Raw genomic sequence first — 16,907 nt, 5'->3', positions numbered from 1 at the left:
CGGTTCCTCCCGTGCGCATCGACGTCCTCTCCATCTTCCCGTCGTACTTCGACGGACTGACGCTCTCCCTGCTCGGGAAGGCGCAGAGCGCCGGCATCCTCGACCTCCGAGTGCGTGATCTCCGGGAGTGGACCTCCGATCGCCACCGCACGGTCGACGACACCCCGTACGGTGGCGGCGCCGGTATGGTCATGAAGCCCGAGCCCTGGGGGCTCGCGCTCGACGAGCTCGCATCATCGAGCGGCGCGACGCAGACGCGACCCACGATCATCTTCCCCTCGCCGGCCGGCGAGGTCTTCACTCAGGCCACTGCGCGCGACCTGAGCACCCGCGATCACCTGATCTTCGGCTGCGGCCGGTACGAGGGCATCGACGAGCGGGTCTTCGAGTACGCGGCGTCACTGGGTGAGGTCCGTCTGGTCAGCCTGGGCGACTACGTCCTCAACGGTGGTGAGGTGGCGACCATGGCGATGATCGAGGCCATCGGCCGACTCATCCCCGGAGTGGTCGGCAATCCCGAGAGCCTGATCGAGGAGTCCCACGAGGACGGCCTGCTCGAGTATCCGTCGTACACGAAGCCGTCGGTCTGGCGCGATCGCTCGGTCCCCGACGTGCTGCTGAGCGGCAACCACGCCGTCATCGCCTCGTGGCGGCGAGAGCAGCAGATCGAGCGCACACGTCGCCGGCGTCCCGACCTGCTTCCGGAGGACGCCGCCTAGAGCATGGTCTCGCTGCCGTGCTCGATCTCGAACACGACATCATGCGGGTGCCGGAGCGACAACGCGGACGCTGCATCCAGGCCCCGGAGGTCGGCCCGCAGCATCCTGCCGAGCATCTCGTGGCTCACCAGGAGGGGGATGCCGGCCGTCGCCCATCCGCACGACGACAGCGCCCGGCGTGCTCGCGCCCGCGCCTGCGCATAACTCTCCCCTCCAGGGAAGGCCCATCCATAGCGGTTCGCTGCCCGGTCCTCGCGCGCGGTGGGGAATCGTCGATCGATCTCATCCCAGGTCAGGCCGGCCATGTCGCCGTGGTGGACCTCCGCGAGTTCAGGGACCTCGACGAGATCGGCGCCGAGGCGATCGGCGATGATGACGGAGGTTCGCAGCGCCCGGCCGAGCGGGCTCGAGCAGATCGTCGTGATCCCTCGTCCGGTGAGGCGCTCGGCGATGCTCTTCGCCTGACGGATGCCGTCGTCTGTCAGCGGCGAGTCCAGCTGTCCCTGCAGACGGTGTTCCAGATTCCACCGCGTCTGCCCATGCCTCACCAGGAACAGGTGCTCCGGCACGTGGCGATCCTGCGGAATCATGGACTCAGGATGGCACAGCCGCCGCGGCCGCGGCGGAGTGATCCCGCCCTCGGCTGATACCGTCGGAGCATGGTCGACGAGGTTCTGGCGAAGTCCTTCGAACGTATCGGAGCGGACTACGACCGCTACCGCCCGGGTTTCCCGCAGGCGTCGGCAGACCTGATCGTGCCGACACCCGTGCGAACTGCGCTCGACCTGGGAGCCGGCACCGGGAAGTTCACGGAACTGCTCCAGGGCCGCGCCGAGCACGTCATCGCGGTCGAGCCTTCCTCGGCGATGCTCGACGTTCTGAGAGTGAAGCTTCCGTCAGCTGAGGCGTTGCACGGAAGCGCCGAGCGGATTCCGGTCGTCGACGGCGGCGTCGACGTCGTGACCGTCGCGCAGGCGTTCCACTGGTTCGATCGTGAGGCCGCCTGCGCGGAGATCGCTCGGGTGCTCGTGCCCGGCGGCATCCTCGGGTTGGTCTGGAACCACTCCGACCCCGCCTGCAGCTGGGACAGGGCGGCGCACCGCATCGCGCACCCCGCGGTGGCGGCGGAGGACGGCACGACGAGCTCAGCCGCGGACGAGCTGCCGGGCTTCGTCCACGTCCGGCAGGAGCAGATCCACTGGACGGAGCGGATCCGACGGACGGACTACCTCAAGCGGTGGTCGACGGTGAGCAGCTTTCTCGTGGCGGATGACGAGGAACGCGTGGACATCCTCGCCGCGATCGAGGCCGTCCTGGACGCCGACCCCGAAACGCGTGGTCGCGACGACTTCGACCTGCCCATCGTGACGGACGCGTTCGTCTACCGACGCGCCTGACCCGAGGGCACGTGCTCAGTCGACGCCGAGGAATGTGCGGTCGGTGAGGATGATCGGGCCGTCGGCCGTGACGGCTACCGTGTGCTCCGAATGAGCGCCTCGGGATCCGTCGACGCTGCGAAGCGTCCAGCCGTCAGGGTCGGTGACGAGCTCGTCGGTCGTCTCGAGCAGCCAGGGCTCGAGTGCGAACACGAGTCCCTCACGAAGCGGGAAGCCTCGTCCTGCGCGCCCGTCGTTGGGGACGTGCGGGTCGCCGTGCATGATGCGGCCGACGCCGTGCCCGCCGAAATCGGTGTTGATCGAATACCCCTCGCCGTGCGACACAGCGGCGATGGCCGCGGAGATGTCACCGATCCGGTTGCCGACGACGGCAGTCGCAATCGCGGCGTCGAGGGCGCGCTCGGTCGTGTCGATGAGTCTGAGATCCTCGTCACGCGGAGTGCCGACGACGAAGGAGACAGCCGAATCCGCGACCCATCCGTCGACGGACACGGCGAAGTCGAGCGAGACCAGATCCCCATCACGGAGCGTGTAGTCGTGGGGGAGTCCGTGCAGCACGGCGTCGTTGATCGACGTGCAGATCACCTTGCCGAAGGGGCTCGCACCGAACGAGGGGTGGTAGTCGATGTAGCACGATTCCGCTCCCGCCTTCCGGATCATGTCGTGCGCTCGGCGATCGATCGACAGCAGGTTGGTGCCGACCTTCGTCTCGTCTCGCAGGGTCGCCAGCGTCTCGGCCACGAAGCGCCCGGCGGCTCGCATCTCGTCGATCTCGGCAGGGGTGCGCAGTTCGATCATCGGGTGTCCTCTCGTCCTTTCCATTCTCTCCGATGCGTGCGCCTCCGGCGTCCGCGCGCTCACAGCGAACACCGGGGCGGCGGCTCACGGGGCGTCGTACGATCTGTGACATGTGGTTGCGTCAGGCGTTCTTCCGGTGGCTGGTTCCGGCCGCGTTCCTGCTGCCGCTCTGGCTCCTGATCGGCTGGGGCGTCTTTCAGGGCGGGTGGACGATCCTCTGGGTCCTGTTCATCGCGATCCCGTCCGTCTTTGTCGGGCAGCTTCTCCTCACGCTCCTCACGCGCTCCCGCCCCTCGGTGCGCGCCGACCGCGCCGTGTCGTGGTGGGATGTCGGAGGTTTCACCCTCTGGCACGGTCTGACGATCGCCGTCGGATGCTTCATCGACGGCGCATTCGGCTGGCTGCTCGCCGCCGCGATCGTCGTCGGCATCGGCCTCGTGTGGCTGCAGCTGTGGCAGCTGTGGAACGAGGCAAAGGGGAGTGGCGCGCGATTCCGCGAGACCATCGCCTGGTCCACCGCCCCCGGCGTCGATGAGCCGGCGCCCGCGACGCGGGCGCATGAGGTCATCGTGGTGCGGGAGAGCGACGCTCGGGACTGACACCGCAGCACGTGACGTTTTGGTCGCGTGCGGCATCCATGGCAGAATGAGTGTTTGTGCCGTGACCGGTTCTGCCTCAGGGGAGCCCGCGGACGCCTAGGCGCCGTTCAGCACACACCCCTTCTTGTTCCTTCCTACATCATGCATCCGTCCTGAGGCGAGTGCAGAGAGAGACGATCATGCAGATCCTCGACGCCGTCGACGCAGCATCGCTGCGTTCCGACGTTCCCGTATTCAACCCCGGTGACACGGTCAACGTGCACGTGAACATCACCGAGGGCACCCGCTCGCGTATCCAGGTCTTCAAGGGCGTCGTCATCGGCCGCCAGGGCGATGGCGTGCGCGAGACCTTCACCGTTCGCAAGATCAGCTTCCAGGTCGGCGTCGAGCGTACGTTCCCGGTGCACTCCCCGGTGATCGACCACATCGAGGTCGTCACCCGCGGTGACGTGCGTCGCGCGAAGCTCTACTACCTCCGCCAGCTCCGTGGCAAGAAGGCGAAGATCAAGGAGAAGCGCTTCAACTGACGCGCAGGTTCTCCACAGCACCCCGGGACACGATGTCCCGGGGTGCTGTGTTTTCCCCTGGGTGTGCGACCCTAGTTACTGCCGTCTCCGAGCGGTGCGAGACTGTGAAGGAACCTTGATGACGACTGACTCCGCGCCTGCGTCCACACCGCCGACCAAGCGTCGTCGTGGATTCCTGGTGTTCCTGCGCGACGTCCTCGTGATCATCGTCATCGCCGCGCTCGTATCCTTCGTGGTGAAGACGTTCGTCGTCCGGTCGTTCTACATCCCGTCGGCCTCGATGGAGCGCACGCTGCTCGTCAACGACAGGATCCTCGTCGATGAGCTCACGCCGCGATGGACCTCGTACGAGCGTGGCGACGTCGTGGTCTTCAAAGACCCGGGCGGCTGGCTCGACGGACAGGTGCAGACTCCCGCACAGCCCCCTCTGATCCAGGCGTTCGACTGGGTTCTCAACGTCGTCGGCATCTCGGCGACCGACTCGCAGGATCATCTGGTGAAGCGTGTGATCGGGCTTCCCGGAGATCATGTCGTCTGCTGCAACGCGCTCGGCCAGATCACGGTCAACGGGGCTCCGATCGACGAGCTCAGTTATCTCAATCTCCCTGACGGCGACACGGCGGCCTCGAATGAGCCGTTCGACGTCGTCGTTCCCGAGGGGTCGATCTGGGTGATGGGCGACAACCGCGATCGATCGCGTGACTCGCGGGCGCATCAGGACCTCCCCAGCGGTGGCTTCGTCCCCCTCGAGAATCTCGTGGGCAAGGCCTTCCTCACGACGTGGCCCTTCGACCGCATGGGGACCATCGACGGACATCACGACAGCTTCAACGGCGTTCCGGACTCGGAATGACCGTCGTCGCCCCCAAGCTCACCCTGGAGCGTCGACTGCTGACCGAGTGTGACCTGGTCATCTCCCTCGACGAGGTCGGGCGCGGAGCGCTGGCCGGTCCCGTGGCGGTCGGAGCCGCGGCGATGGACGCCGCCGGATCACGTCGTCGCGTCCCCGAGGGCCTGCGGGACTCGAAGCTCGTCACGCAGAAGCGACGACCCGACGTCGCCGCCAGAGCGGCCGCCTGGGTCCAGGCCTCCGGCGTCGGCTGGGCGAGTTCTGCAGAGGTCGATGAGGTCGGCATCATGCGTGCGCTGGGACTGGCTGCCTCTCGAGCCGTGCAGAGCATCGTCGACCAGGGCGTAGCGATCGAGAGTGCACTCGTACTGCTGGACGGCAATCACGACTACGTGTCTGCTGTGCATCCTGTGCCGCTTCGCGTCCGTCCGGTGGTCAAAGCGGACAGGGACTGCGCGTCGGTGTCAGCGGCGTCCGTGATCGCGAAGGTCGCGCGGGACACCTACATGACCGAGTTGCATGAGCGGCATCCGGCCTACCAATGGGACAGGAACAAGGGCTACGCGAGTCTGGAGCACCGTGATGCGATCCGCGCTCTCGGGCTGTCCCCGCATCATCGTTCCTCCTGGGCGATCACCGATGCTCCGACGCTGTTCTGAGGCTCCGTGCGGCATCGATGCGCCGCCGACTCTAGGATGGAGACATCATGGATGAGGAAGCCTTCGACGACTACGACCGCGAGCTCGAGCTGGCTCTGTTCCGCGAATACCGCGACGTCGTCGCTCAGTTCCAGTACGTGGTCGAGACCGAGCGCCGGTTCTACCTGGCCAACGAGGTCAATGTCGTGCGCCGCGATACCGAGCACGACTTCTACTTCGAGATCTCGATGAGCGACGTGTGGGTGTGGGACATCTACCGCGCCGACCGCTTCGTGAAGGCTGTGCGCGTGCTCACCTTCAAGGATGTCAACGTCGAAGAACTCCAGCGCCGCGAGTTCGAGCTGCCGCAGGAGCTGTCGCTCGACGGGGAATGACCCCTTCTGCACAATCGCTCGTTCTGACGGGCTCTCACTGAACCCTGGGCGAACGGCACATGCGCCGCGAAGATCATCGACTGCGGTCGGCAGGCTGTCGTCATGGCAGCGAAAGACGATCTCGGCAGAGCCGGTGAAGAGCAGGCTGTTCGGTACCTGACGATGCTCGGGTATCAGGTTCTCGATCGCAACTGGCGGTGTGCCCAGGGCGAGATCGACATCGTCGCATCCCACGGTTCGCATCTCGCGGTGGTCGAGGTGAAGACGAGACGAAGCGACTCCTTCGGGCACCCGTTCGAGGCGGTGGACGCGCGCAAGCTACGCCGCCTGTGGCAGCTGGCTCACGCCTGGGCTGCTAATCATGCCGAGAGCGCGCAAGGGATGACCATTCGGATCGACGCGATCGGGATCATCGGCGCAGATCCCTCGCGCGGCACTCTCGAGCACCTCGTGGCGCTGTCGTGACGACGGCGCGAACCTGGGCTGTCGCCCTGACCGGTGTCGACGGCCACATGGTCGAGGTCGAAGCGGACCTGTCGAACCAGACGCCTGACTTCAAGATCATCGGGCTTCCCGACAAGTCCCTCGCAGAAGCTGTGCAGCGCGTGCACAACGCGTGCAAGAACAGCGCGCTCGATCTTCCGCGCCGCCGACTGACGGTCAATCTCTCGCCGGCGAGCCTCCCCAAACAGGGCTCGGGCTTCGACGTGAGCATCGCCGTGGCGGCACTGGCTGCCGGCGGTTCGCTTTCGCGAACGTCCATCGCGCGAACCGTGCACATCGGCGAGCTGGGGCTCGACGGAAGGCTACGGCCAGTGCCCGGCGTGCTGCCCGCCGTGTTCGCGGCTGAGCGCGCCGGCTTCGCGACGGTGATCGTCCCCTCGGCGAACGAGGCCGAGGCGGCACTTGTGCCCGGTATCGAGGTACGCCCGGCTGCGACGCTCTCGCAGGTCGCCGTCTGGCACGGAGCGGAGGTCGACGTGCTCGATGGCGACCCTGTCGTCGCAGCCGCCTCCGCCCATGAGCCGGTCGAGTCGCTGGACCTGTCCGAGGTCGTCGGCCAGGAGGATGCTGTCCAGGCGCTCATCGTCGCGGCTGCCGGCGGCCACCATCTGCTCTTGAGTGGTCCACCGGGTGCCGGCAAGACGATGCTCGCGAGGCGTCTCCCCGGGATCCTGCCACAGCTCACCGAGGCGGAGGCACTGGAGGTGGCCTCGATCCGCTCCCTCGCCGGTGAGCCGGTGCGACGTCTCGACGTCACGCCGCCCATCGAATCGCCGCACCACAGCGCCTCGGTAGCCGCTCTCGTGGGCGGGGGATCACGAGCGGTCCGCCCCGGCGCCATCTCACGAGCGCACCGCGGGGTGCTGTTCCTCGACGAAGCCGCGGAGTTCTCACGCGTCGCACTCGACGCGTTACGACAGCCGCTCGAATCCGGATCGATCGAAGTGAGCCGATCAGGCGTCACTGCCCTGTTCCCGGCGCGGTTCCAGCTCATCCTCGCCATGAATCCGTGCCCCTGCGGCAATTACGGGGTGCGGGGTGCCGAATGCGTGTGTCCGTCTCTGGCGATCCGCAGATACGCGACGAGATTGTCAGGTCCGCTGCGCGACCGTATCGACATCGAGCTGCAGGTGGCGCGCGTCTCCGCAGTCCGGGCGATGACCGCAGAACGGACTTCCGTCACGAGCGCCTTGGCGGGCGAACGCGTCATCGGTGCGCGAGAGCGAGCCGTCGCGCGCTGGAGAGGAACGCCGTGGCATCGCAACGGAGAAGTGCCGGGGACGCGCCTGCGTCAGCCCGATCTGCGACTAGCACCGCCTGCCCGAGCACCGCTCGACCGTGCGTTGGAACGGGGCGCGCTCACCCTCCGGGGCTACGACCGCGTTCTGAGGCTGGCGTGGACGATGGCGGACCTGGCGGGGATCGACAAGCCGGGGCGCGACGAGGTCGGGCGTGCTCTGTTTCTGAAAAGGGGATACACATCATGATCGAATCGCTGAGGCAAGACCCAGATGTCCGTGCGGCGCTCGACGCGATGCGGCCGCACGGCCAGGCGGAGGACGCGCTCTCGAGGGTCGCATGGTCGGTTCTCGCGGAACCGGGTGACGGCGTGGCGGGCGCTCTCATCGCCGAGCTCGGCGCGCACGAGTCCCTGGAACTCGCACTTGCAGACCGAGATGGTGCGCAGTCGGGGGTGGGCGGACGGGCACTCGCTGAGGGACGCGCGCGGTGGCGGGCGCGTGCCGATACGCGCGCCGTGGCGCAGGCGATTCGAAGTGCGCGCGATGTCGGTGCGCGACTCGTCCTTCCGGGCGACGGTGGCTGGCCGATCGCTCTCGACGACCTCGGCGAGCACGCGCCCACGCTGCTCTGGGTGCGAGGTGACCCACGGCTCCTCTCTGCCGAGCCGCGCGTCGCGATCATCGGTGCTCGTGCGGCGAGCGGCTACGGGGAGATGCTCGCCGCAGAGTTCGCGGGTGACTTGGCCATGGGCGGCGCGGTCGTCGTCTCAGGTGGTGCGTACGGCATCGACGGCGCCGCCCACCGGGCGGCGCTCGGCGTGGACGGGCGCACAGTGGCGTTCCTGGCCGGCGGAGTCGATCGCGCCTACCCCCAAGGCCACAGGGAGTTGCTGCGACGCATCGTCGACACGGGCGCCGTGGTGAGCGAGGTGCCCTGCGGTACTGCGCCGACCAAATGGCGATTCCTCGCGAGGAATCGACTCATCGCCGCAGCAAGCCAGGCGACGGTCGTCGTCGAGGCGGGGTGGCGCAGCGGCTCGCTCAACACGGCAGGACACGCGGCAGCGCTGGGTCGCCCCCTCGGCGCAGTGCCTGGTCCGGTCACGTCTGCGGCCTCTGCCGGGTGTCACCGCCTTCTGCGCGAGTATGACGCGCGGTGCGTGACGACTCCTGCGGAGATCCGTGAACTCTGGGGAGGCGCGCTGCAAGCGCCGGAAGAAGGTGAGCGATCCGACCCCGATCAGGTGCGATTGCTCGATGCAATAACCGGTCGCTCGCCGCTACCGATTCTCGAGATCTGTCGGCGTTCGGGACTCGCTCCTGAGAAGGTGAGCGCGATGCTCGGGGTGCTTGAGCTCGACGGGGTGGTCAGGCGGGTCGAGGGTGGGTGGCAGAAGACGGGCGGATCAAGGCGGCGCGGCTGACGTGATGCCGAGGACCGTTCCTGCAAGCTTGATCCATGGAGTTCGCGGCTGCGGCACAGGCCTTCACCGATCACCTCGAGCAGGTGCGGAGGCTGTCACCCGCGACGGTTCGTGCATACCGGTCCGACCTGCGCGATCTGGCGCAGACGGTCGGGGGGCTTCGCGTGGAAGACGTGTCGCTCGAGACGCTGCGTGACTGGCTCTGGCGGGCGACTCAGCGCGGCGACGCCCGCTCGACACTCGCACGACGAGCCGCTGCAGCCCGATCGTTCTTCTCCTGGGCGCAGGAGCAGGAGCTCGTCCCGCACGATCCGAGCCTGCGCCTCGTGGCACCGAAGCGCGGACGCACTCTGCCGACGATCGCCTCTCAGGATGCGATGACCACCCTTCTCGATGCGCAACGGACGGCGGCGTCGACAGGGGAGCCGAGCCCGCTGCGGGACCATGCCATCCTCGAGCTGCTCTACGGTGCAGGGATCCGTGTCTCCGAGCTCTGCGGACTCGACATCGACGATCTCGACCTCGACCGTGGCACCGCCCGTGTGCTCGGTAAAGGATCGAAAGAGCGCGTGGTGCCGTTCGGCGCGCCCGCGAGAGGCTCCATCGGCGCCTATCTCACGCGCGGTCGCCCTGTTCTGGCCGCACGCGCCACCCGTCCGTCTCCCGCGCTGTTCCTCGGTGCGCGGGGTGCGCGAGTGGGGCCGCGCGCGGTGTACTCACTCGTCGCGGAAGTGCTCGCGCCCTACGTCGGAGCCGACACCGTCGGGCCGCACGCGCTCAGACACACCGCTGCGACGCACCTGCTCGACGGCGGCGCCGATCTGCGCGCGGTGCAGGAGATACTCGGGCACGCCAGCCTCGGCACCACCCAGATCTACACGCACGTCTCCGCGGAGCGACTCACGGCGACCTATCGGCTGGCGCATCCGCGGGCGTGAGTCCTCCGAGGCAGGTACCCGCGATGTGCAGCGGGCGACGCGCCGACGCGTCTCACAGAGGACCGCAGCAGGGGAGGAGCACCGCTCGCGGCACCTCTCCGAACAGGAGCATCGGGTTGATGTAGTCGCCGCCGCTCCGCACGCCGAGATGCATCGTGCCACGCGAGGCATGGCCGCCCGTCGAGAGGACGCCGATATCGTCCCCGGCCGTCACGACATCGCCGGGGGAGAGAGTGGACATCACCGGCTCGAACGTCGACACGTATCCCTCGGGGTGTTCGATCGTGAGCAGGGGCCGGTCCACCACGGTTCCGCGGAATGCGACGACGCCGTCGGCCGGCGCGCGGACCGCACTGCCGACCGCCGAAACGATGTCGATGCCCCGGTGCCCGGCTCCGTATTCATGGGCCGGCGCCCGATACGCAATCGCGACCGAGCGAACCCCGTCGATCGGCCAGGACCAGGGCACGGAGGCTGCGACGGTGGCAGTGGAGGGCGTGGCCGCATCCGCATCGGCGTGCGGTCCGACGACCAGCAGAGCGGCGATCAGGAGGACGGCGAGCAGGCGGCGACGGGTGGGCATCGGGCCATGATCCGGGATGCGCGTCTCGCTCGGTTCACACGAGGGGCGAATCTCGCAGGAGCCGTGCAGAGTCCCCGGATTCGCTCCGCGGTGCAGGGCGAGTGGCACCCCGTCATCCTGTATGCTGGGGGAGCACCTCGATCTCGGGGTGACTACGCGTGCCCAGAGCGACTCCGGTCGTGGCATCCGCTCCCACAGGTCCTGCTTCCGAGCAGGCGGGTGTGCGCCGGGCACCAGGAAGTTCGATCGTCCGATCGACTTGACAACCTCAATGGCGCAGAACCGCGCCGGAACAAGGAGACGACCATGGCTGTGGTCACCATCCGCCAGCTGCTCGACAGCGGCGTGCACTTCGGACACCAGACCCGTCGGTGGAACCCGAAGGTCAAGCGCTTCATCCTCACCGAGCGCAGCGGCATCCACATCATCGACCTGCAGCAGTCGCTCGGCTACATCGACAAGGCCTACGACTTCGTCAAGGAGACCGTCGCCCACGGTGGCACGATCCTCTTCGTCGGCACGAAGAAGCAGGCGCAGGAGATCCTCGCCGAGCAGGCGACCCGCGTGGGCCAGCCCTTCGTCAACCAGCGCTGGCTCGGTGGACTCCTCACCAACTTCCAGACGATCTCCAAGCGTCTCGCACGCATGAAGGAGCTCGAGGAGCTCGACTACGAGACCCCGGCGAACAGCGGCTTCACGAAGAAGGAGCTGCTTCTCAAGAAGCGCGAGCTCGACAAGCTGCACAAGTCGCTCGGCGGTATCCGCAACCTCACCAAGACGCCGTCCGCCATCTGGGTCGTCGACGCCAAGCGTGAGCACCTCGCCATCGACGAGGCCAAGAAGCTCGGCATCCCCGTGATCGGCATCCTCGACACGAACGCCGACCCGGACGACTTCCAGTACCCGATCCCCGGTAACGACGACGCGATCCGCTCGGTCTCGCTGCTCACCCGCATCATCGCGGATGCAGCGGCAGAGGGCCTGCAGCAGAAGCACAACCCCGAGACGGGCGACGCTGAGCCTCTCGCCGACTGGGAGAAGGAGCTCCTCGAGGCTCCCGTCCAGGAGTCCGCTGACGCAGCAGAGGTCGTCGACGCCGCCGCCGATGAGGCTGCCGTCGTCGAGACGCCGGCTGCTGACGAGACCGCTGCCGATGAGGCCGGTGCTGAGGCACACGACGAGGCGATCGCCGCCGCTTCCGGTGAGGAGACCTCTGAGGTCGCCGCCGCCGAGGCAGCAGACGCCAAGTAATTCCGCGACCACCACACACATCACGAAGCAAGGAGCCACCACACATGGCCAACTTCACCATCGCCGACCTCAAGGCGCTGCGTGAGCAGCTCGGCACGGGAATGGTCGACACCAAGAAGGCGCTCGAGGAGGCTGACGGAGACGTCGAGAAGGCCACCGAGATCCTGCGCCTGAAGGGTGCCAAGGGCAACGCGAAGCGTGCCGACCGTTCCACCAGCGAGGGCCTCATCGTCGCTCGCGAGCAGGACGGCGCAGTGACGCTGATCGAGCTCGCCTGCGAGACGGACTTCGTCGCGAAGAACGAGCGCTTCATCGCGCTGGCCGACAAGGTCGCCGACGCCGTCGCAGCAGTCAAGGCGGACTCGGTCGAGTCCGGTCTTGCCGCCCAGGCGGGCGACAAGAGCGTCGAGCAGGTCATCTCGGAAGAGGCTGCGATCATCGGCGAGAAGGTCGAACTGCGTCGCGTGCGTACGGTCTCGGGCGACAAGGTCGAGGTCTACCTGCACCGCACGAGCAAGGACCTGCCGCCGCAGATCGGTGTCGTCGTCGCCTACTCGGGTGACGACGCCGAGACCGCTCGCAGCATCGCGCAGCACATCTCGTTCGCGAACCCGTCGTACCTCTCCCGCGAGGACGTTCCGTCCGACGCCGTGGAGAAGGAGCGCGAGATCGTCACCGAGATCTCCCGCAACGAGGGCAAGCCGGAAGCGGCTCTGCCCAAGATCGTCGAGGGCCGTGTCTCCGCGTTCATCAAGCAGGTCGCCCTGCTCGAGCAGGACTACGCGAAGGACAACAAGCTCTCTGTCGCCCAGGTGGCGAAGGACGCCGGTATCACCGTGACGGACTTCGCGCGCTTCAAGGTCGGCGCGTAACATCGTCGAAGGGGTTCGGATCAACGCGATCCGGACCCCTTCTTCATGCCCAGAAGGCACTATCTTGAATCGGGACGAGAGGATCACCCCATGACCGACCGCACAGGACGCCGCCGCGTTCTTCTCAAGCTCTCCGGCGAGGCGTTCGGCGCCGGCCAGCTCGGTGTCAACCCCGACGTCGTCAGCCAGATCGCCCGTGACATCGCCGCAGCGGTCGACCGCGTCGAGATCGCGATCGTCGTCGGTGGCGGCAACTTCTTCCGTGGGGCAGAACTCAGCCAGCGCGGTATGGATCGCGGTCGCGCCGACTACATGGGCATGCTCGGCACCGTCATGAACGCTCTGGCTCTCCAGGACTTCCTCGAGCAGGCGGGTGCGCCCACACGCGTGCAGTCCGCCATCTCGATGACTCAGGTGGCCGAACCGTACATCCCGCTGCGGGCGGAGCGTCACATGGAGAAGGGTCGTGTGGTCATCTTCGGCGCCGGCGCCGGTCTGCCGTACTTCTCGACCGACACCGTCGCGGCACAGCGTGCTCTCGAGATCGGCGCGGAGGAGGTCCTCGTCGCCAAGAACGGCGTCGATGCCATCTACACGGCTGACCCGAACAAGCACGCGGATGCCGAGCGCATCGAGCGCGTTACGTATCGCGATGCGCTCCAACGCGGACTCAAGGTCGTCGACTCGACCGCGTTCAGCCTCTGCATGGACAACAACATGGACATGCGCGTCTTCGGCATGGAGCCTGCGGGCAACGTCACGCGTGCGCTTCTCGGCGAGCACATCGGCACTCTGGTCACGGCCTGAGCGCCTGCCGGTGCTCGAGGGCCCGGCCCGATAGAATTTCAGAACACCCCGACGATAGGAGTCACCGTGATCGCGGATGTCCTCGCTGAAACCACCTCCCGCATGGCACGAGCCGTCGAGGCCGCCAAGGAGGACTTCTCCACGGTGCGCACCGGTCGTGCGAACGCGCAGCTCTTCCAGAAGGTCCTCGTCGACTACTACGGAACGCCGACGCCTCTCGCGCAGCTCGCCTCACTCGCGAACCAGGAAGCCCGCACGCTCATCATCACGCCGTACGACAAGTCGGCGTTGAAGGGCATCGAGCAGGCGATTCGTGACATGCCGAACCTCGGCGCGAACCCCACCAACGACGGCAACCTCGTGCGTGTCACGATGCCCGAGCTCACTGCCGAGCGTCGCAAGGAGTACGTGAAGCTCGTCAAGACCAAGGCGGAGGACGCCAAGGTCCACGTCCGAGGCATCCGCCGCAAAGGCAAGGATGAACTGGACGCCCTGAAGAGCGAGCTCGGCGAAGACGAGATCGCCAGGGGAGAGAAGGAACTCGACGCCCTCACGCGCCAGCACGTCGACCTGATCGACGACGCACTCAAGCGCAAAGAGGCCGAACTCCTCGAGGTGTAGGCGGCATGTCCGACGACTCCACCGGTGACGGTACCGACAAGCCGCAGACGCGTCGTGAGGCGCGCGACTCGTCGACCCCGACCGGCGGGATCCCTCTGGTCGACGAAGCCTTCCCGGCATTCGACACCACGAGCATCCCTCCGCGGCCTCCGCTGCCCGCGGAGGGGCCCGCTGTCACGGCACCCACACTGGACACTGCCGACCACAACGCGATCCGCGAGCAGTGGCGAGCGGCCAGAGACGAGCTCGGCAACCATGTGTCGCATGCTCGCGGTCAGATCGATCAGGCCAACGAGCGGATCAAGGAGCGCACTGGCCGCGACCTGATCCTCGCGACTCTGATCGGTCTGGCGTTCGGTGCCGCGCTGCTCGCTTCGCTGCTCTTCATCAAAGTCTTGTTCGTGCCGTTCGCGCTGGCAGCGGCACTGCTCGGCGTCTACGAGCTCTCGCTCGCCCTCCGCGCGTCGGGACGGCGGATCGACGTGGTGCCGCAGTTCATCGCTGCCACCCTTCTCGTGCTCTCTGCCTTCTTCCTGGATCTCTGGCTCGTCTGGGTCATGCTGTTCCTCGCCGTCGCATTCGTGATCGTGTGGCGACTCGTCGCCCAGATGCTCGCCAAGGACGGCAGAACCTACGGTGACGTGCTCACGGACGCCGTCATCAGCGGCTTCGTGCAGATCTACGTCCCCTTCCTCGCTTCAGTCGCCCTGATCCTGCTCAAGCAGGAGGATGGTCAGTGGTGGGTGCTGAGCTTCATCGCGATCGCCGTGGTCGCCGACACCGGTGCGTATGCCGCAGGGCTCGCCTTCGGACGGCATCCGATGGCTCCCAGGATCAGTCCCAAGAAGACGTGGGAGGGGTTCGGAGGTGCGGTCGTCGGTTCGATCGCGGCCGGCGTGCTCCTCGCGATCTTCCTCCTCCATGTCCCGTGGTGGATCGGAGTGATCTTCGGCGTCGCGATCCTGCTGTCCGCGACGCTGGGTGACCTCGGCGAGTCGATGCTGAAGCGCGACCTCGGCATCAAGGACATGAGCTCCTGGCTTCCCGGTCACGGCGGACTCCTCGACCGGCTCGACAGCATCCTGCCGTCCACGGTGCCGGCGCTGTGCCTCTATTTCCTCTTCTCCTCCTGGGTGGTGCTGTGATGGTCTCCGATGACGTACAGATATCGGACGGCGCCGTGGAGGCGCCGCCCGCCTTCTCTCTCACGAGCGGACGCGTCCGTGGCTATCACCGCGCAGCGGTCGACACCTTCCTCGCGGCGGCGCGTACCGCCTTCGAGGGCGACGCCGACGACCTGAACGCGGCCGACGTGAGGGTGGCGTCGTTCCCCCTGGTGAAGAACGGCTATGTCGTGGCGGAGGTCGATGCAGCGCTCGGCCGGGTCGAGGACGCGCTGGCCGCGCGCGCTCGTGATCGGGTGGTCCGCTCTCGCGGCGCGGGTGCATGGGTCGAGCAGGCACGCGACGAGGCGCAAGTGATTCTCGATCACCTGGCACGTCCGAAGCGTCGCCGGTTCGCGCGCACCGGCGTGCTCACCTTCGGCTACCGCATCGATGAGGTCGATCATGTGAGCACGCGCATCGCTCGCTACCTGCGTGACGGAGAGCCTCTGACGGCCGAGCAGTTGCGCGCCGCCGCATTCCGGATGCAGCGTGGCGGCTACCGTGAAGAGCACGTCGATGCCCTGCTCGACGCTGCCGTCGATGTGATCCTGGCGGTTCGCTGAGCGTTCCGATGGCCGTCTCAGGCCGTAGCGGGTAGACTCCCTCTCATCGTGAACTCCCGAAACGACATGACTCCCCAGCGAAACGACGTCACGCCTGTGCCCGCATCGGCGACTCTTTCAGCGCGCACGGGCAGCCGCCGTCGCGGCGTCGTAGGATTCTTCAGCGCTCTCGCCGTCGTGGGTTTCGCGGCGGCCATGGTCGCTCCGACAGGCGTCGCTCTCGCAGAACAGCCCGCCGAGGCGAGCCCCGAGTCGGCGTACTCGGTGGCACTCACGGAGACCCAGAACCTCACCGTGTCCGTCGAAGGTGCCGCCATCGCACCGATTCAGCGGGGAACCTTCTCGGTCTATGTGACGCCGAAGCCCACGCCGACGCCCACACCGACGACTGCGTCCTCCTCGAAGTCGAGCAGTGCTGCGCCTCTCTTCTATACCGGCGGCGGCGCGCCTGCCGAATGGATGGCTGCTGCGGGCATCGCCGAATCCGACTGGGGATACGTCGACTACATCGTCTCGCGCGAGAGCGGATGGAACCCGAACGCGACGAACAAGTCCTCGGGTGCGTGCGGTCTCGTTCAGGCGCTGCCCTGCAGCAAGGTGCCTGGCAACGGATACGACCCGGTCGACAACCTGCGCTGGGCGACCGGCTACGCCACCGGTCGATACGGCAGCTGGGCCGGCGCGCACGCCTTCTGGACGAACAACCACTGGTGGTGAGCGGCCGCCATGGCCCGCTCCCGCAGACGCCGTCCGGCGCGCCCTGAGACCGAGGACTCGCTGGACCGCCTTTTGGCCTCCTGGAAGCGCACTGAGGTGCGCCGGGGCTCCGAGTGGACCGTGCAGCCCGTATCGGCGGCGCAGGCGCTCAAGGAGTACATCTGCCCTGGCTGCGGACGTTCCGTCGCGCCGGGCACCGCCCATCTCGTGATCTGGCGCGCGGACGGCGTGCTCGGTGACGCCGCAGATCTCGCCGCCCGGCGGCACTGGCACACACACTGTTGGAGGATTGCGTGA

The 16,907-nt window shown here is 67.3% G+C and carries 22 protein-coding genes; 19 read left to right on the top strand and 3 right to left on the bottom strand.

All coding sequences use genetic code 11. From position 1 onward, the window contains the following. Positions 1-11 precede the first annotated feature (11 nt). Positions 12-719 carry a tRNA (guanosine(37)-N1)-methyltransferase TrmD gene (trmD, locus tag ACQ4LY_RS15530; RefSeq protein WP_431072913.1) on the top strand — a complete coding sequence of 236 codons (708 nt, stop codon included), beginning with the start codon at positions 12-14 and terminating at the stop codon, positions 717-719. On the opposite strand, the gene ACQ4LY_RS15525 is transcribed toward trmD, so the two are convergent. Continuing rightward, a complete protein-coding gene (locus ACQ4LY_RS15525) occupies positions 716-1,309 on the bottom strand; it encodes a histidine phosphatase family protein (RefSeq protein ID WP_431072911.1) in 594 nt (197 codons plus the stop codon). The genes trmD and ACQ4LY_RS15525 overlap by 4 nt on opposite strands. 69 nt (positions 1,310-1,378) lie before the next feature. Between ACQ4LY_RS15525 and ACQ4LY_RS15520 the strand changes: the two genes are divergently transcribed. Next, on the top strand, positions 1,379-2,116 hold the full coding sequence (locus ACQ4LY_RS15520; RefSeq protein WP_431072909.1) for a class I SAM-dependent methyltransferase: 738 nt from the start codon (positions 1,379-1,381) through the stop codon (positions 2,114-2,116). A gap of 15 nt (positions 2,117-2,131) precedes the next feature. Here ACQ4LY_RS15520 and map read toward each other — a convergent pair whose 3' ends face one another. Continuing rightward, positions 2,132-2,914 carry a type I methionyl aminopeptidase gene (gene map / locus ACQ4LY_RS15515; protein WP_431072906.1) on the bottom strand — a complete coding sequence of 261 codons (783 nt, stop codon included), beginning with the start codon at positions 2,912-2,914 and terminating at the stop codon, positions 2,132-2,134. Positions 2,915-3,024: 110 nt separating this feature from the next. Here map and ACQ4LY_RS15510 point away from each other — a divergent pair, with 110 nt between their 5' ends. The 9 genes from ACQ4LY_RS15510 to ACQ4LY_RS15470 all read left to right on the top strand — a co-directional run bounded on the left by ACQ4LY_RS15510 (position 3,025) and on the right by ACQ4LY_RS15470 (position 10,030). Continuing rightward, a complete protein-coding gene (locus ACQ4LY_RS15510) occupies positions 3,025-3,513 on the top strand; it encodes an MFS transporter permease (protein ID WP_431072904.1) in 489 nt (162 codons plus the stop codon). Positions 3,514-3,692: 179 nt separating this feature from the next. Then, complete coding sequence (gene rplS / locus ACQ4LY_RS15505; RefSeq protein WP_056311713.1) at positions 3,693-4,040, top strand: 50S ribosomal protein L19; 348 nt, start codon at positions 3,693-3,695, stop codon at positions 4,038-4,040. A 118-nt stretch (positions 4,041-4,158) separates the two neighbouring features. After that, positions 4,159-4,893 (top strand): signal peptidase I, encoded by a 735-nt coding sequence (gene lepB, locus ACQ4LY_RS15500; RefSeq protein WP_431072901.1) that lies wholly within the window; start codon positions 4,159-4,161, stop codon positions 4,891-4,893. Further along, complete coding sequence (locus tag ACQ4LY_RS15495) at positions 4,890-5,549, top strand: ribonuclease HII (protein WP_431072899.1); 660 nt, start codon at positions 4,890-4,892, stop codon at positions 5,547-5,549. Before lepB ends, ACQ4LY_RS15495 begins: the two co-directional genes overlap by 4 nt. Before the next feature lie 47 nt (positions 5,550-5,596). Next, a complete protein-coding gene (locus ACQ4LY_RS15490) occupies positions 5,597-5,923 on the top strand; it encodes a DUF2469 family protein (RefSeq protein ID WP_042541663.1) in 327 nt (108 codons plus the stop codon). 102 nt (positions 5,924-6,025) lie between these two features. After that, positions 6,026-6,388 (top strand): YraN family protein, encoded by a 363-nt coding sequence (locus tag ACQ4LY_RS15485; RefSeq protein WP_431072897.1) that lies wholly within the window; start codon positions 6,026-6,028, stop codon positions 6,386-6,388. Then, the gene (locus ACQ4LY_RS15480; protein ID WP_431072895.1) at positions 6,385-7,914 is read left to right on the top strand and encodes a YifB family Mg chelatase-like AAA ATPase; all 1,530 of its coding nucleotides are present in this window, start codon (positions 6,385-6,387) and stop codon (positions 7,912-7,914) included. Before ACQ4LY_RS15485 ends, ACQ4LY_RS15480 begins: the two co-directional genes overlap by 4 nt. Next, on the top strand, positions 7,911-9,092 hold the full coding sequence (dprA, locus tag ACQ4LY_RS15475; RefSeq protein ID WP_431072893.1) for a DNA-processing protein DprA: 1,182 nt from the start codon (positions 7,911-7,913) through the stop codon (positions 9,090-9,092). The genes ACQ4LY_RS15480 and dprA overlap by 4 nt, the downstream gene beginning before the upstream one ends. A 35-nt stretch (positions 9,093-9,127) precedes the next feature. Then, entirely contained in the window at positions 9,128-10,030 is a 903-nt protein-coding gene (locus ACQ4LY_RS15470) for a tyrosine recombinase XerC (RefSeq protein WP_431072891.1), read from the top strand. A 52-nt stretch (positions 10,031-10,082) separates the two neighbouring features. Here ACQ4LY_RS15470 and ACQ4LY_RS15465 read toward each other — a convergent pair whose 3' ends face one another. Beyond that, a complete protein-coding gene (locus ACQ4LY_RS15465) occupies positions 10,083-10,613 on the bottom strand; it encodes a murein hydrolase activator EnvC family protein (protein WP_431072889.1) in 531 nt (176 codons plus the stop codon). A 306-nt stretch (positions 10,614-10,919) separates the two neighbouring features. Here ACQ4LY_RS15465 and rpsB point away from each other — a divergent pair, with 306 nt between their 5' ends. The 8 genes from rpsB to ACQ4LY_RS15425 all read left to right on the top strand — a co-directional run bounded on the left by rpsB (position 10,920) and on the right by ACQ4LY_RS15425 (position 16,907). Next, positions 10,920-11,864, top strand: a complete 945-nt coding sequence (gene rpsB / locus ACQ4LY_RS15460) for a 30S ribosomal protein S2 (protein WP_056307906.1) — start codon at positions 10,920-10,922, stop codon at positions 11,862-11,864. A 44-nt stretch (positions 11,865-11,908) separates the two neighbouring features. Beyond that, the gene (gene tsf, locus ACQ4LY_RS15455) at positions 11,909-12,736 is read left to right on the top strand and encodes a translation elongation factor Ts (RefSeq protein WP_056307904.1); all 828 of its coding nucleotides are present in this window, start codon (positions 11,909-11,911) and stop codon (positions 12,734-12,736) included. 90 nt (positions 12,737-12,826) lie between these two features. Continuing rightward, complete coding sequence (gene pyrH, locus ACQ4LY_RS15450) at positions 12,827-13,543, top strand: UMP kinase (protein ID WP_056307902.1); 717 nt, start codon at positions 12,827-12,829, stop codon at positions 13,541-13,543. A gap of 66 nt (positions 13,544-13,609) precedes the next feature. Further along, a complete protein-coding gene (gene frr / locus ACQ4LY_RS15445; protein WP_431072886.1) occupies positions 13,610-14,164 on the top strand; it encodes a ribosome recycling factor in 555 nt (184 codons plus the stop codon). 5 nt (positions 14,165-14,169) lie between these two features. Beyond that, complete coding sequence (locus tag ACQ4LY_RS15440) at positions 14,170-15,309, top strand: phosphatidate cytidylyltransferase (RefSeq protein ID WP_431072884.1); 1,140 nt, start codon at positions 14,170-14,172, stop codon at positions 15,307-15,309. Next, positions 15,309-15,893 carry a DivIVA domain-containing protein gene (locus ACQ4LY_RS15435; RefSeq protein ID WP_431075705.1) on the top strand — a complete coding sequence of 195 codons (585 nt, stop codon included), beginning with the start codon at positions 15,309-15,311 and terminating at the stop codon, positions 15,891-15,893. Before ACQ4LY_RS15440 ends, ACQ4LY_RS15435 begins: the two co-directional genes overlap by 1 nt. Before the next feature lie 66 nt (positions 15,894-15,959). After that, on the top strand, positions 15,960-16,610 hold the full coding sequence (locus tag ACQ4LY_RS15430) for a transglycosylase SLT domain-containing protein (protein WP_431072882.1): 651 nt from the start codon (positions 15,960-15,962) through the stop codon (positions 16,608-16,610). A gap of 9 nt (positions 16,611-16,619) precedes the next feature. Next, entirely contained in the window at positions 16,620-16,907 is a 288-nt protein-coding gene (locus tag ACQ4LY_RS15425) for a hypothetical protein (protein WP_431072880.1), read from the top strand.

Origin of the sequence: Microbacterium phyllosphaerae, from assembly GCF_050628115.1 — a bacterium.
In the GTDB taxonomy this organism is placed as follows: domain Bacteria; phylum Actinomycetota; class Actinomycetes; order Actinomycetales; family Microbacteriaceae; genus Microbacterium; species Microbacterium phyllosphaerae_A.
This window is presented reverse-complemented; position numbering and strand designations above follow the sequence as displayed.